The organism is Ruminococcus turbiniformis, assembly GCF_020687545.1.
Classification (GTDB): Bacteria; Bacillota; Clostridia; order Lachnospirales; family Lachnospiraceae; genus Mediterraneibacter; species Mediterraneibacter turbiniformis.
The window spans coordinates 1-13,713 of record NZ_JAJEQX010000054.1; the positions used below are offsets into that span (position 1 = coordinate 1).

At 44.6% G+C, this 13,713-nt stretch carries 14 protein-coding genes and 1 pseudogene; 2 read left to right on the forward strand and 13 right to left on the reverse strand.

The window, feature by feature from the left end; genetic code table 11:
* Positions 1 to 62: 62 nt before the first annotated feature.
* The 9 genes from LKD70_RS17455 to LKD70_RS17495 form a co-directional block, all read right to left on the reverse strand.
* On the reverse strand, positions 63 to 305 hold the full coding sequence (locus LKD70_RS17455; RefSeq protein ID WP_227709150.1) for a hypothetical protein: 243 nt from the start codon (positions 303 to 305) through the stop codon (positions 63 to 65).
* Between the two features lie 302 nt (positions 306 to 607).
* Positions 608 to 868: an RRXRR domain-containing protein gene (locus tag LKD70_RS18885; protein ID WP_407690995.1), complete on the reverse strand. Its 261-nt coding sequence runs from the start codon at positions 866 to 868 to the stop codon at positions 608 to 610.
* A gap of 265 nt (positions 869 to 1,133) precedes the next feature.
* Positions 1,134 to 1,841 carry a hypothetical protein gene (locus tag LKD70_RS17465; RefSeq protein WP_227709151.1) on the reverse strand — a complete coding sequence of 236 codons (708 nt, stop codon included), beginning with the start codon at positions 1,839 to 1,841 and terminating at the stop codon, positions 1,134 to 1,136.
* Positions 1,842 to 2,084: 243 nt separating this feature from the next.
* Positions 2,085 to 2,459 carry a hypothetical protein gene (locus LKD70_RS17470; RefSeq protein ID WP_227709152.1) on the reverse strand — a complete coding sequence of 125 codons (375 nt, stop codon included), beginning with the start codon at positions 2,457 to 2,459 and terminating at the stop codon, positions 2,085 to 2,087.
* Positions 2,460 to 2,622: 163 nt separating this feature from the next.
* Positions 2,623 to 3,108 carry a hypothetical protein gene (locus LKD70_RS17475; protein ID WP_227709153.1) on the reverse strand — a complete coding sequence of 162 codons (486 nt, stop codon included), beginning with the start codon at positions 3,106 to 3,108 and terminating at the stop codon, positions 2,623 to 2,625.
* A gap of 504 nt (positions 3,109 to 3,612) precedes the next feature.
* Entirely contained in the window at positions 3,613 to 3,783 is a 171-nt protein-coding gene (locus tag LKD70_RS17480; protein WP_227709154.1) for a hypothetical protein, read from the reverse strand.
* A gap of 17 nt (positions 3,784 to 3,800) precedes the next feature.
* On the reverse strand, positions 3,801 to 4,055 hold the full coding sequence (locus LKD70_RS17485) for a hypothetical protein (RefSeq protein ID WP_227709155.1): 255 nt from the start codon (positions 4,053 to 4,055) through the stop codon (positions 3,801 to 3,803).
* Between the two features lie 214 nt (positions 4,056 to 4,269).
* Entirely contained in the window at positions 4,270 to 5,310 is a 1,041-nt protein-coding gene (locus LKD70_RS17490) for a type IV secretory system conjugative DNA transfer family protein (RefSeq protein ID WP_265104928.1), read from the reverse strand.
* 278 nt (positions 5,311 to 5,588) lie between these two features.
* Positions 5,589 to 6,470 carry a DNA adenine methylase gene (locus tag LKD70_RS17495; protein WP_227709157.1) on the reverse strand — a complete coding sequence of 294 codons (882 nt, stop codon included), beginning with the start codon at positions 6,468 to 6,470 and terminating at the stop codon, positions 5,589 to 5,591.
* A gap of 326 nt (positions 6,471 to 6,796) precedes the next feature.
* Between LKD70_RS17495 and LKD70_RS17500 the strand changes: the two genes are divergently transcribed.
* Entirely contained in the window at positions 6,797 to 7,912 is a 1,116-nt protein-coding gene (locus LKD70_RS17500; RefSeq protein ID WP_227709158.1) for a hypothetical protein, read from the forward strand.
* A gap of 903 nt (positions 7,913 to 8,815) precedes the next feature.
* Here the strand turns inward: LKD70_RS17500 and cas7c are convergent.
* The 4 genes from cas7c to tnpA all read right to left on the reverse strand — a co-directional run bounded on the left by cas7c (position 8,816) and on the right by tnpA (position 12,941).
* Complete coding sequence (cas7c, locus tag LKD70_RS17505; protein WP_227709159.1) at positions 8,816 to 9,661, reverse strand: type I-C CRISPR-associated protein Cas7/Csd2; 846 nt, start codon at positions 9,659 to 9,661, stop codon at positions 8,816 to 8,818.
* A gap of 1 nt (position 9,662) precedes the next feature.
* Positions 9,663 to 11,534, reverse strand: a complete 1,872-nt coding sequence (gene cas8c, locus LKD70_RS17510) for a type I-C CRISPR-associated protein Cas8c/Csd1 (RefSeq protein WP_227709160.1) — start codon at positions 11,532 to 11,534, stop codon at positions 9,663 to 9,665.
* Position 11,535: 1 nt separating this feature from the next.
* Entirely contained in the window at positions 11,536 to 12,258 is a 723-nt protein-coding gene (gene cas5c / locus LKD70_RS17515; protein WP_265104930.1) for a type I-C CRISPR-associated protein Cas5c, read from the reverse strand.
* A 311-nt stretch (positions 12,259 to 12,569) separates the two neighbouring features.
* On the reverse strand, positions 12,570 to 12,941 hold the full coding sequence (gene tnpA / locus LKD70_RS18890; RefSeq protein ID WP_227709161.1) for an IS200/IS605 family transposase: 372 nt from the start codon (positions 12,939 to 12,941) through the stop codon (positions 12,570 to 12,572).
* Positions 12,942 to 13,026: 85 nt separating this feature from the next.
* On the opposite strand from tnpA, the pseudogene LKD70_RS17525 reads away from it, so the two are divergent.
* Positions 13,027 to 13,713: pseudogene (locus LKD70_RS17525) on the forward strand (hypothetical protein); the annotation flags it as partial.

The following is a 13,713-nucleotide window of genomic DNA, read 5'->3' on the forward strand; positions in this document are numbered from 1 at the left end:
ATGATTGTATTGCTTCAAGAGGTGGCTCTCAACAGCGGATTGCCCTTATAATTCAGGTGGCTCTATCGTTCGGAATGGATGGCTCTCTGTAACGGATTGAGTGGCTCTGAAGCCACGGAATACTCAACAGCAAACTTAAGGGCATTCATACAGTTAACTTCTCCTGCGTCAATTTTTTTGTCCAGCACTTTTTTGGCTTCATCGAGGATCGCTTCGTTTCTCTCCTCTTCTGCCTCAATTTTCATGAGCGGCCCCATGTCAATGCTGTCTACAATGGTTTTTGCAAATTCTGCGAATTCTTTCATATTGTGGTTCCTCCTTTTATTGATTTGCTTTTAATATGAAATCTTTTTGCAAAATAAAATAGAACCCCGGAAGGTCCTATTCTTTGTAGTCAACAGTTCAGACAAATTATGTATTCCGGCACGCCGCATAGCCTTTTCAGTGCGTGTGGAAACCGGAAGTTTTGAAATTGGAATATTCTGGTCATCATATGCCAGCTCAGCTAAAGACAAATATTTTTCATTGACATACTTTGTAGCCGACAGGGCATTTGCAATATCCTGGACTTTTTTTATAAAACTACCAGCCGTAAAACCACATGCCTTTAGGCGTGTGGATACGCGGCGTCCAATGGTATTAGCCTTGGCTTTGGATAGTCCGTTGTTTCATAAGCCAACTGAATAGTGAAAGGTTCACGCTTCCTGACTTTTGCTTTGCCCTGCTTCAGCAGTAATCTTGCAATTACATTTGTACAGGGCATCAGAGGTTTTCTGTTATGTGAGAGTACATATACCATCAATAAGTTTCCCCTTATAAATACTCTGCCGGATGGTAGGTTGTGCGTACTTTGCTGTACTGTTACCATACAGATGTTCCGTCTTCAACTCGACAATGATAAACGGGCTTGTCATGGATATGTCTCAGGGCTTTGGTTACTCTGACCCAACTTAAACATATCCGACAGGGCAGCGGTCTGTTGCGTCAACCGAAGGTGTCATGACCCGTCTATCGTAGTCCTCATTTCTGAGTTCTTAGTCTGGTGAACCATTTAACAGAAGCCACTGACCTTTACGGTCTGTGGTAGTTCACATGGCGACTAATTTCTTGTCTTTAGAAAAATCATCGTTCTACTAAGCGTTCTCCTCTTGCAAATACCTTTGGAAAAATGGAATATTTTTGTAATAATAATAGCCATCCTTTAGCAGATACAGTTCCTCTCTTTTGTCGTCAGTCTTAGTGGCGAGTTTTTCCATGGTCTCATAATCGAATCCCATACTATTCAGATAATCAGCCATTAGCTTGTTGCGTAATCTGCTTTCAGTCTCTTCCTGTATTGCTGTTTCCGTCCATCCTGAAACGTAGAGGTCATAAGTATCCGAAAAGGGATCATCGCTGTCTTTCTCCGCTTCTGCTCTTGCTTTTTCCTTCTCACGGATCATTTCAGTCATTTTTTCCAAGTAAAGTCGATCCCTATTGGATAATTCCCCCTTCTTTATTCTTTCATTTGCCGCTTTCTCAGCCGTATCATACAGTTTGACAAACAGCGATGGCATTTTCATTGGTTCTTTGCTTAAATCAATTTGCCGGGACATATCGTACAGAAACGCTTTAATATCCCCGTCTTCCGGAAGCGATCTGGTTTGATATGCGCGACTTGTACTTCGTTCGATAATGGTATAAATAGGGCCATTCTCCCCATCCATTTTTGCTACGATTGCATTTCTCTCGACAATCGGCAAAAGCTGACATTTCTCCTGATCCAGAAAAGCTCGGATATCATGAAGCCAGACCAGTTCCACTTTTTCCCCATAATGACTTAAATAAATTACATCTTCCATGTCATACTCCTTTTTCTACGACTTATTGGCTTTGCGAAGACATATTATCACATTTTCACAATGCCTTGCCTTTTGCAGATCCAATAGCAATTCCTGAAGGACCGATAGGGCACCACTTCGGTTTATTCCCCTCTTTGACGTGTCCCAGACTTTTCTGTGCCAGGAAACAATAGCATTTGTCATCATATACACCAGACAGTTCACACACATCACAGCAGTCAGGCGGATCTTTTTATTTATTCTTCATGGTTTGCACTCTCCTTCACCGACGGGATGCTGCATAATTTCCAGAATTTCAGCAAACTCTTCCTCGGGCATGTTATTGGGAAGATAAAGTTTTTTGATCATCTCAAATGACTGTATATAACTCTTGAGGACCTCTTCTGCTTCTATTTTTGCATTATAAGCGCATTGCTTAAGATACTCCTCTTCTGTCGTTCCGGAATTAATATAGCGATGATTATCTTCCTCGATATCCTTTCTGGCCCAATACAATGCCCTTTCCACGCAAAGATCAATGTAGTCTTGCTCGGTCATATTGTAGTCTGTGATGCAGTCCGTGATCGTCGAGTGCCGACACAGGAGTCCGTTCGGCTGTCTGCATATCATTCCACCCATAATTTCTATCCTCCATAATAATCGGACATAATCTGACTATTTTCTACTATCCTGTACATATAACCTCAACAAAACATCTTTCTCAATCTCACTCAGATTGTTCAATGCTTCCTGCATGTCATGTTCATTCATAATAGCCAAATTCTTTTTTATTTCGATCATCTTATCTATTATTTTTGTACTCACGTACTGTCCGCATTTCTTCTGGAAATAGCATCATCCATCCCAAGCATCGGGAAAAGCTCCCTGTCCACTCAAGAACTGGCAAAAAATATGCTGCTGTTGTATGCAGAAAGTCTACAATATACGGTACTTCTGCTGGAACTTGCTCAATATACAAGTTGCCATATTCTCGCTTAGCAGTATCTTGCATACTGTCCCACACATATTTTCGTCCATCTGGGTTATTCGTCCCTGCAGTGCTGAGTATTGGGAGATAATCTTTCCCGCGTTTTCCGTACAAAGTACATACATAACCAAGAGGTTCTTCGATAATCTGAATATATGTATTATCTAACAATTCTGTTCTTTGCTTTTTTGCACGATTGATTATCCCTTTCATTGTAAAATACAATTCTTTGTCTACCTCAGAAACAGGGGCTTCCATCATATGTCCTGTATTCAGTGTATAATGTTTTAGTTTTTCCAATTTTTTCCCTCTTTTTCAGATTCTTTCTTAATACGCGAGCTATTCGATTTCTAATGGAAACCTACTGGCAATGCTGCCATCCGTAATCAATGTAAGTGTCATGTGCATTGGTCACAATTAAGCATACCTGTTTTCGCCATCTTTGACGTATTTGAAAACACGATGCAAAAATTCTCTAATGTTCTTATCCTCCCACATTTATTATCTAATGGTACCATAAAACTGGCTTAACATCTATGATCATTTCCTGTTTCCTGTACATTTTTCCGAACGCTGTCTTTCAGAGACAGCCTACTGCCATACCACCTGAGGCAGGATGAACTGATGCCTTATGCGATGACGGGAATTTCTCCATAATGACTCTCCTTTTTTCTGTTTTTTTACTGTACCAGGAATCAGGATAAGTATATTTTTTGCAGATGCAGAAAAGCCTGTAAAAAAAGAGACATGTTTCCATGCCTCTTTCCTGAAGGTATTGAGCAAATGTCGAATGACCAGCAGCTATTATTTTGCTGATGAGTAATAAGCTTCATACAATTCTTCCGTTGCATACTCATCATCAATCGGACAGCCATAAGAATCCAGGAAAATAATCCCGTAATTTGCCAGATGGCATTGTGCTACCTTTTTGTCATATTCCGACCAATTGTCATTGATAGCTTTTGCAGTAACCATGATAACTGTTCCCCTTTCTACACAGGATAAGCTGCGAGTACCCGCCTGTTAGCGAAATCATCATAATACCAGTGATTTTTCACAGTGTCGGATTCGCGCATTCCTTTGACCATTACCGGATAATCCCAAGTGTTGTAGTCATTATATAATGACTGCATGATATAGGCAACTAATGCCGGCTTTGGATCAACAGAATATTCAGCAACTATACAGGCCACCGGGCTGCCCTCCTTTAGCTCATAGATCATTGTTGTTGTGTACCCTTCTTTCATTTAGATCTCCTCCCTTTTTCTTTTCGGCTGTAATATGGCTTAATTCCCAGGAAAAAGTTCCCCCTGATGTTAACATCCCTTTACAGGTGGGACAGAGGGGAAATATAATTTTCGGATCTAATCCCACCCAACGGATCCGGATCCGTTTGCTATTTTTGAGCTAAATAGCCTGAAAAAGCTGCCATGCTGTATGCGCGGCAGCTCAGTATCATAATCAGTATTTGTCTGCAATAATGGCTTGGTTGTCCTCACACAAAATGATTTCTTCCCCGGGGGCAAGATCCTTAAGGCGCTTCTTCTTATCAGGGAGTCCACCCTCTGCGTTTTTCTGCATCCAACTGAAATAGTCTTCGGTTTCTGTATCTACATTCCCCATATATACCGCATAGCTGATATTAGCAAGAAGCAATTCGATGTGTTCTGAATAGGCTTTGAAGTCGTTGATCGACTGTGCAAGGATCATGACAGACGTCTTGTATTTTCGGAGCGTTGCAAGCCTGAATGGGAAATCCGGAATTTCTGCGAAATCCGCGAAGTTGTCCATGATGCAAAAAACAGGGTATTCCATTTCTTCGCCAACTTCTCTTTCCAGACAAGACAAAAGCTGTATATAAAGAAGGCTCATAAGAAGCCTGCCGGAAGGGTCAGCCTGCGGCATTGAAAGGAATACAGCTGTTTTTTCTTTCCTCAGTTTGTCCAGATCCATTTCATCTTTCTCGGTGAGCTGTTTCATTTTGTCATCTGCTGCCCAGCCCAGGCATTCCAGGCAGGCCCCGGCGATGGTATCCACCTGATCCCCTGCCATCAAATGAAAAGTCTTATAGCACATCTTGGCGATCCACTGACTCCCGTCTGCAAAAAGCTGGTCAAGCCGAGTGGTCCCATCCGATTCCTTTGCCTCCCGGATGAACTGATAGAGTTCCTGGAAAGTGCTGTGTTCTCTCCCCATTTGTTCCAAAAGATAAAAGATACATGCCTTCAGCAAAAACTTACTTGCAGTCTTAAGACGCTCATCTTGGAATTCTGTTTTGCTTGCGCACTCAATGATGCAGTCTACAAATTCATGCACGTCCTGTTCGTTTGCAAGATACACGAAAGGGTTGTATCCGCACGAAGGCCCACTATCCGACAAGTTCAGTTTCCGGATCTGATACCCTTTCGACCGCAGTTCGGCTTCCGATGCTCTGTAGAGCTCACCTTCCGTGTCATTTACAACAAATGAGGTGTCAAGCGCTAGGATGTTTTCTAAAATCATACGGCTTTTTCCTGTCCCAGCTCCTCCTATCACAAGGACATTGCTGTTTCCTTGGTTACTGGGCTTGACCGGAAATTTAACTCTTTTTCCGAGCACCATGCAGCATTTTTCCCGTTTTTTTCTTTTCTCATGTTGATCTCCTCTCTTATTTTTCGGTTTCCTTAAATATGGTTAAACAAAAGGCTGCTGTACTTTGTTGCAGCAGTCTTCTGGTCTGATATTCAAGGAGTCGCCTGGTTTGGCGATGATTATGCCATCTGTCCGGCGCAGAACTTCCTCTACCCTGCCGTCGTAGCAAGTGTATGCTCCCTGGGAGGAATTGTTACGATCACATCTTCACCCCGGCGCGTGCTCCCATGGCACGTAATGTCCCGTTTCGTCTGGATCACATCTACCTGGTACGGCTCGTATAATTTGCGGACAATCGGATGGTTGGAATTGGTGAGTAGGATGAAGCACCCCCTTTCATGCAGAATCCTTACTGCCTTTGCGAGTTTTAGGTGTTCTTCAACGTCGAATTGTTTTTTGGTATATTTTGTGAATTCTGAGTATCCGTAAACAGGGAGGTATGGAGGATCCAAGAACAGGAGATCCCCCGGCTGCGCATAACGGGCCAGCACCAAAATATAGTCCCCGCAAATAATATCCGCTTTTTGCAACGCATACGATGCGGCATACAAGGCTTTTGCGTCACAAATCTTCGGCTTTTTATATCTGCCATAAGGGACGTTAAACTGCCCTTTTTTGTTAACCCTGTACAGGCCGTTAAAGCAGGTTTTGTTAAGATATATTGTTCTAGCAGCAGCTTCGGGCCCGGAGAGACATGTCCAGTCCAGACTGCGCACATAGTAGAACATTTCGCTTGTATTTTCGTATTTCTGTAGGCAGCAAACCACATCCTCTACATGTGAGGATACCTGGCGGTACAAGTTGATCAGCTCCGGATTACTGTCTGCAATAACCGCCCTTTCCGGCTGTAGTGCAAAAAAAAGTGCCCCTCCTCCCAAAAATGGCTCAATGTATCGACCATATGAAGATGGGACTCTGGGCAGCAGTTCGTTTAACATCTGCGTTTTGCCTCCCGCCCATTTCAAAATTGGTTTTGCAGCAGAGGGCGTTTTTTCTGTTTTACTGTTCTGCATGGATGCAACCCCTTTCATATTTTTTCTCTTAGAATATGGATGCAGCCGGAACTTTACATTTTTTCACTGTAAAAAGAGGCGCAACAAGCGCCCCTGTCTGCGTTTTGCCGGTTTCATCGTCAAGGCACATCCCTTCTGTTACCTGCGTGATTTTTCTTCTTCTTTAACTCTGTTTTTTCATAACTCATTTGACACTACCTGTTTTTCAGCCAGGGGTGAGTGAACCTTTGCGCTTATTTCCGATTATACTCTACAGCTGCCTACTCTTGCCTTTTTGCAGATAAGAACAAATTCTTCTCTCGTTTTTCATATTAAATGCATACAGAAAAAAGGAGGAAATTAAAATGAAGATGGTTGTGGTAAAGAATTATGAGACACAAGAGGAGCTGGTGAGATTCCATGCAAAAAAGTTGGATAGCTTGTTTGATATTACTAGATATCTCACGCCGTTAAATCTTGGAATTAAAGGAGACTGCAAAATCATCAGTACTGGGATCAGTTCCTATTCTACAAAGCACGGGGTCATGAGCAACGATCCAAAAGTAATCCAGGAATCAGAGGTCGTCCATACAGGAAAGAACTCCATGATTATTGGAGCACCCGCTTCTCTTACAGAAAGAGGCAGTAAGCCCGGGAAAGTGAAGGTTTTCTATCCCGAGAGCAAAGACTGTGCCGAGATTGACTTGACACTTGCTGTCACCGCATATCCGGAAGGATATCTGATTAATTCTGGGAAGCAGACAACAAGCATCTTTGGGACTAGAAATAACGCGTATTTTTCCAGTATCGGGAAGCGGAATTTCAAATGTTCCTCTGCTGATGGAGCAAGAGTATTTCCCAGTACAAAGGCTGTAGCAGACTACCTCGAAAAAAAGAAAGACATATTCCGGTATATGGTGACTGAATACGGCTACGAATTCTCCGTTGAACCCACATGCAGCCTGTTTGCAGAGTCGCTTTCTGATATTCCACAAAGGGACCAAAAATACCTTGACCGTCTGGAGCAGCTTCTGAATGAGATCAATGCGGATGAGCTTGCGGAAGATGAGCCTACAGAATCCGGGATCGCATCGGATGAAGAGATTAAAGCAGAGGCGCTTAAGAGGCTTCAGAAACTGAATGTCATGGGTACTGTTGTCGAAGGCTTTAAAAGAGGAAAGCTTTTCATGTCTGAGTTTGGTGGTATCCTCTATGACCTGAATGACAAGGCGGCTTATGCCGCCGCCGAGGCAAAGTCACAGGGACTACTCCCCTACGCTGTATGCCGGTCTCAGACAAACATTGGGGATATGTATACGATCCTTGCAGTTTCTGAAGACAAGGAAGACTGGACAGCTGAGCGTCCAAACCGTAACGGTGAGTGTGTTGCTTTTGTCTACAACGCAGATCATCCAGAGTGCAGCAATTATGGGACAGTCGTAATTGAGAGCGCAAATGGCGGCCTTATCCGTACCGCATAACCAAAGAAAAAGAGTCGGTTCTCCGGCTCTTTTTTGCAAGGGTAAAGTTCCCTAAGCTGATATTCTTCAATTCATGCGCCCACAAAGAGGGGAGATATATCATGGATCATGTCGGTTGCAAACATGCATTGAGATTCTGTGAAACGAAAAAGGATCCGGATCCGTTTCCCCTCCCAACCATCAATATAGTTTCAATTCACGCACCCATATGGGGTGTGACCTGAGGCTTGGGCGAAAAAAGACTTACGAACTTGTGTTTCAATTTGCGCACCTGCGCGAGGTGCGACTGTGCCTAAACTTAATATTATACTTTGGGCTGTCGTTTCAATTCACGCACCTGCACGAGGTGCGACCAGAAATTGTCTGTGTCAGAATCGGAGATTGTCGTTTCAATTCACGCACCTTCGCGAGGTGCGACGGAATCATACTTGTCCGCTCGATGTCGATCATCTGTTTCAATTCACGCACCCAAGTGGGTGCGATCATATTGATTCTGATTATTCAAACTTTCAATTCACGCCCCCATAAAAGTGCGACAAGCCCCTGTTTATTTGTCTGCTGTGCGGACAAATATTTCAATTCACGCACCCATAAAAGTGCGACTTTGCCGCGTCGTACACTTAATGGTAACTTCGTCATTTCAATTCACGCACTCATAAAAGTGCGACTCGGTTTTATGTTATTATAGCACTAACAAAGAAATTTCAATTCACGCACCCATAAAAGTGCGACAGCAAATTATAACAATATCAGATCGTTTTGTTCAGTTATTTTGTATATTATTGCTAATATTTCTGGTATTTTTCTAATAATCCAATCGCTATTCTGTTTTACAGGTATAAATACCGGTGCGAATGCCCTGGCACATTTCTGTTCACTTCACATTCGCACCTATTCATTTAGTTAAATAATATCAGGTTCGGGACAGCCATCCAGTTTCCAGGAGATCTCGTAATCCTCAAATCTTTTCGAGTTTTCCGCCTCAAAGACATGGAAAGCATTCTGAATTTTTCCGCTGGAGGAAGCCGGCGTTTTCTCCTTATGCTGCCACCAGTACATCCTGCAGACGTCCATACTCCCCTCTGGACGCGCCGAAGATGCATCGTTTTCGAACAGAGTCATAAGGGCTTCTTTCAGCAGCTCCGCGTCTTCCTGTGTAAATCCGGTTTTTTCAGCAAGCTGTACATTGACGCTCCCCATAATCTTGTATACGCCGAATTCCACCATATGCTTCATTCCCATTGTATCTGATGCTTTTCCTCCATTTGTCGGCTCACTGTTGACACTTTTGGTGATCTGGGTACTGATTACGTCAACCGGCGATAAGCTGACTGCCGTATGGATGGAAACTGGGCCACGGATACCCACAGATACGGAATCGCCTTTAAAAGCGTACACCTGTCCGAATGCCCGTACATCGTACCACTCCTTGCAGGCAATCTGAGCAAACACATTTTTGTCTGCGTTCTTCTTTTTTTCCATTTCTTCCTTCAGCGCAGTACAGTTGATCGCACGCTCCTTCAGACTTGTGCAGCCATCGTCAGAACGTTCGTCAGACTGGACGAAAATCTTTTCTCCAAGGTCCTGGATGCGGTTCCTGATTTTTCTTTTGATACATTCAGGAGTCATAATCCCGTACCCCTCAAGATTGGTCCTGGGCCGGTTTCCATTGAGCGGGTCTCCATTCGGGTTCGCATTGGTAACACTGACAAATAATGTGAAATCAATTTTTCCTTTCAGTTTGGACATCTTAATCTTCCTCCTCTGTTGATTTTTCTTCTTTTTTCTTTTTCCTTAACTCCATCGCCTGGCTATGGAAGCCAAGGAGATAGATTCCTTCTAAACGCCGGTTATCTGCATAAGTGTCTTCCTGGAACTTGTCGTAGATCTCATTGAGCAGGTTTTCATAATACCGTCTTGCCGGAAAATCCATCTTATTCAGATACGGCTGGATATTCTGCTCAATCAGTGTCCACGTATGGTATGGACGCTGGGCGAACGTTGTCATATATTTTTTTGCATTTGTTACTCTTTTCTTATCCTGTTCCGGATCATATGTCTGATACTCAATCCGGTCTGCAACAGCTAACAGACGTCCGTATAAATAGCTCCGGTCGCGGCAATCAAGGTTCAGTGCCATATCCCAATCCTCCTTTTTCCTTTCGTTGCGGCTTTTTTTCACCAGGGAGCAGGCCGTACAGAGAACCCGTTCCCAGTTATACCACTCATAGCACTGTGGCATGGATGCCCGCTCAACAGCGGACTTTACCAGGTCAGTTGGAATCATTTTTACATCCCAGATGCATGGCAAAAGCCGCCTGAAATGCATTGGGAATATTTTGCTGTCCCTTACCAGGATTTTTCCACCACTTTCAATGCCATATACGTTCTCAATGATCCTCCGTACTCCCGGGACTCCAACAGAATAATACCGGTTTCCGTCAGCATCAAACGCTGGCTGGAACCAGGCACTGCCTTCGTGCCATTCTTGGATCGCATCCAAAAATCGCTCGGTTGATAGTGTCCGGTTTTCACAAACGGCCAGGCGTCCGGGGGTTGCCGCATTAAATTCCATCATCATAACATGGGAGCCTGGCTGTATTTCCTTTTTGTACCCATAGAGTGCGCCGTAAAACTGTTTGGCAAGCCTGTAGTTGGTGTGATCCGGTTCCGCTTCCGGATCCCGGCTCCCTGCGATCTCATCCGTCCCCTGGTCCCAATAAGGGAGCTCAATCCCTGTGGATTCCCATGATACGAACGTTGTTTCGTCGATTGTCCTGCCCTGTTTCCGGATGATCCATTTTAATGCGTTGTGGAGCTTCTGAGAGGTCTCTTCCCCGATCGTAACTGCTTCGTCCCGGTTACTGAAGCGTCCCCGGAATGTAAAAGAGGTGGTATCATTCGAAGAAAACAGTTTTGCCCCATCCCGGTCATTGCGGACTTTCTTTGGGTGGAGGACACATTCCCTTTGCATTTCCCCGGTCAGGTAATCCAGTACTTCCGGTCGTTCCAGGCTCCGGTAATACCGGATCCATGCTTCCTGAAGGGAACGGTCTAGCCAGCAGGGCTGCGGTTCTTCCGAATCCCCATACTTGATCAGGAACCGGAGGAACGGCTTTGAGTCAGGTTCCGGAAGGCACCCGTCATCATCAACATGGAGGACTTTCGCTTCTACCAGATCCTGAAGAAGCGTCCCGGATGAAAGGTACTGATATAATGCATCTACTGCATCATGGGTATCCGCAGAGGAATGCCATTTTCCCAACTGATCCATATATTTTGTATGGTATGCAGAGATCCCTTTTTGTGGGCTGCGGACATAATCCCGGTACCCTGCTGCCAGATAGGGGAGACTGTCACACAATGGATGAGGGTTCACATTGCTCGTCCGGTTGCATGATTCCTCTGTCACTGGGATCACCGTATACCGTTCCTCTTTTTCAATCCTCGAAGCAGTAATAAATTCGCCCTGGTCCGTAATGGTCACTTCAATGTCTGCCATCGCTGAAGAATGGTACATCGGCAGGAGCGCATACCGGTTCCCATATCTGTCTTCACAGATTTTGCCGATTTCATCCGTGTTCCTGTCGTACAGGTCCAGTAATTCATTGATCCAGTTCATATCATGCCTCCTCATCTGTAAATTCCATCAGCCCGCTAAATGTCCCTTTCCCAAATGGGGTCGGTTCCATCTTCTTAATCACACGCCGGCGGGGACATTTCTCAGGTTTTGGGAATTCAAGGATTCCTTTCGTTTTCATAACTGCATTCCAGAAATTTAAAGTCATTTTCCACTTGTCCTCCGGAAGTACTGCTTCGTTGGGATAAGTGATCCCGTGGTACATGAACCCATAGGACACTTCCCCGGGCATGTTATCGTAAAAGCTTCTGTCCTCCCCGAAAACACAGGGGACAACAAAGCCTTGACATTCCCGAGTACCAAGAAAGATATCTCTTCTACCACCACGCTTCACCATCCGCTGTGCGATATTGTAATGCTTCCCTTCATTCCAGTCCGCCTTAAGTTCCGGGTAATTGCCGTTAATTTCCAGGTGTGCCCTCACCTGGTAGCGGACATTTTTCAGGTAGGTATAGTAGGCCAGGTCTTTTCCGCCGCCGTATTTCTGGAGTAGTACACCCCTTGTCTCAGTCTGGATAGGATTCATAATACGAACAGAATCAACGATCCATTTGATCGATGGCTTCCAATAGATGGATTCCGTGATTCCTTTGATCGCTTCATATGTAGGAAGATGATAACTGGTCTTCTCCCCACCTATCCGCATTCCTGGCTCAGAGAATAACGCATAATCTCCATACACTTCATATTCGATAATATTTTGCATGTCTATTGCCTCCTCGCTTTACTATGTTACGAGTCATATTCAGGACATCTTTTCCTCGATTACATAATCATTTTATTGGATTTAATAGTTCTTTGTTTTTTGCAGGCACCTGGTTTTTGTTACAGTCCTAAAGTGGGAGATTTTTCAGTTTGCGCAGAATATAAATGCAGCTTTTTCTTTAAATATTGGAGTTGGATTCATTTCATGAAATCAGAAATGGAATGAATTCTCATATTTCAAAATGAAATGAATACAGGAGGTAGATGAAATGGCAAATTATGAATGAACTAGCAAGAAAACCCCATCCAACGTTAGTTGCCTGGGGATGAATTGCCACGGCTCCTCCGGGAGCCGCTTTTTTTGTACCGTCCCGTTTTTTCGTATTTCCGTTTGTGTGCATCGGTACGCTGTCCATCTATATATGCTTTTACCGTTTCCATCGACACCGAGCCTGTTGTGGCAATAAAATAGCTGCTGCTCCAAAAAGGACAGTTCTCTCCGTAAAGATATTTCCTTACATGATCGGTATACTGTTCCCGTACCTCGCGTGACAACTGGGTTTTCAGCGTCCGGACCACAACGGATGGTGCCGCGCTTGGCGGAAGGGATACCAGCAGATGGATGTGATCCATATCCGTTCCGCAGATACCAGTTCCCCTCGAAAGCGCTCGGATAGCGAACATTTGTTTGTGTATACTTAGAATTTGTGATATAATCACAATAAAGTCAAGATTACTTGGCAGTCAGATCAGAAAGGAGGTCATCCGTATGCGCACGGTCATGGTAGACATCAAACCCAATCATTTCGCCGCCCCTTATCTTGGAAAAAATGCGGCAGGAAGCCGTGCCGTGCGCAATACGGCCAACTTCCTGATCCGTAACACAATGACCGGGCTCCGCAAACCGCCGGAGGAACGGACGCATGCAGAAACGGAGGCTCTGCATTTGGTATTCACCGGCATCCAGAAAGCCAATGCACATCGGGAAGCTATGGAAGATAAAGCTGTTTTCTCCGCGATTCGAAAAATCAATTCGGGGAAGCTTACCGGGCTGAAAGCGCACGCTTTCTTAAAATCCAAGCTGGATGGATGCGGGAAACGCTTTTCCTATCCAACGGCACAGAACTGGTTCTTGAGTTACGAAACCCTGGACGCCATCCTGAAGCATACGGAAAACGCTGCCTACTATAGCTGCACCAGCCAGGTCAACCAACAGGCAATCCGGAAGACTGTGGCCTCCTGGAAATCGTATTTTAAATCTGTTAAAGACTGGAAAAAACATCCTGGCAAGTATCAGGCAAAACCCCGGATCCCCGGGTACATTCGGGAGCGGGAGGCAACCGCCCATTTCACAAACCAGGTCTGCCGCCTGGTGCCTGCCGGCGGTCGGCTGTACCTGGGGTTCGCAAACTGTGATCAGTTTGTATGCCTCGGAAAGGAATCCCTGATTCCAGGA

Bases quoted from the DNA above. Each gene is read 5' to 3' on its own strand.
- LKD70_RS17455 (WP_227709150.1), bottom strand. From the start codon at position 305: ATGAAAGAATTCGCAGAATTTGCAAAAACCATTGTAGACAGCATTGAC.
- LKD70_RS18885 (WP_407690995.1), bottom strand. From the start codon at position 868: ATGGTAACAGTACAGCAAAGTACGCACAACCTACCATCCGGCAGAGTA.
- LKD70_RS17465 (WP_227709151.1), bottom strand. From the start codon at position 1,841: ATGGAAGATGTAATTTATTTAAGTCATTATGGGGAAAAAGTGGAACTG.
- LKD70_RS17470 (WP_227709152.1), bottom strand. From the start codon at position 2,459: ATGGGTGGAATGATATGCAGACAGCCGAACGGACTCCTGTGTCGGCAC.
- LKD70_RS17480 (WP_227709154.1), bottom strand. From the start codon at position 3,783: ATGGTTACTGCAAAAGCTATCAATGACAATTGGTCGGAATATGACAAA.
- LKD70_RS17485 (WP_227709155.1), bottom strand. From the start codon at position 4,055: ATGAAAGAAGGGTACACAACAACAATGATCTATGAGCTAAAGGAGGGC.
- LKD70_RS17490 (WP_265104928.1), bottom strand. From the start codon at position 5,310: ATGATTTTAGAAAACATCCTAGCGCTTGACACCTCATTTGTTGTAAAT.
- LKD70_RS17495 (WP_227709157.1), bottom strand. From the start codon at position 6,470: ATGAAAGGGGTTGCATCCATGCAGAACAGTAAAACAGAAAAAACGCCC.
- LKD70_RS17500 (WP_227709158.1), top strand. From the start codon at position 6,797: ATGAAGATGGTTGTGGTAAAGAATTATGAGACACAAGAGGAGCTGGTG.
- cas7c (WP_227709159.1), bottom strand. From the start codon at position 9,661: ATGTCCAAACTGAAAGGAAAAATTGATTTCACATTATTTGTCAGTGTT.
- cas8c (WP_227709160.1), bottom strand. From the start codon at position 11,534: ATGAACTGGATCAATGAATTACTGGACCTGTACGACAGGAACACGGAT.
- cas5c (WP_265104930.1), bottom strand. From the start codon at position 12,258: ATGCAAAATATTATCGAATATGAAGTGTATGGAGATTATGCGTTATTC.
- tnpA (WP_227709161.1), bottom strand. From the start codon at position 12,941: ATGTTCGCTATCCGAGCGCTTTCGAGGGGAACTGGTATCTGCGGAACG.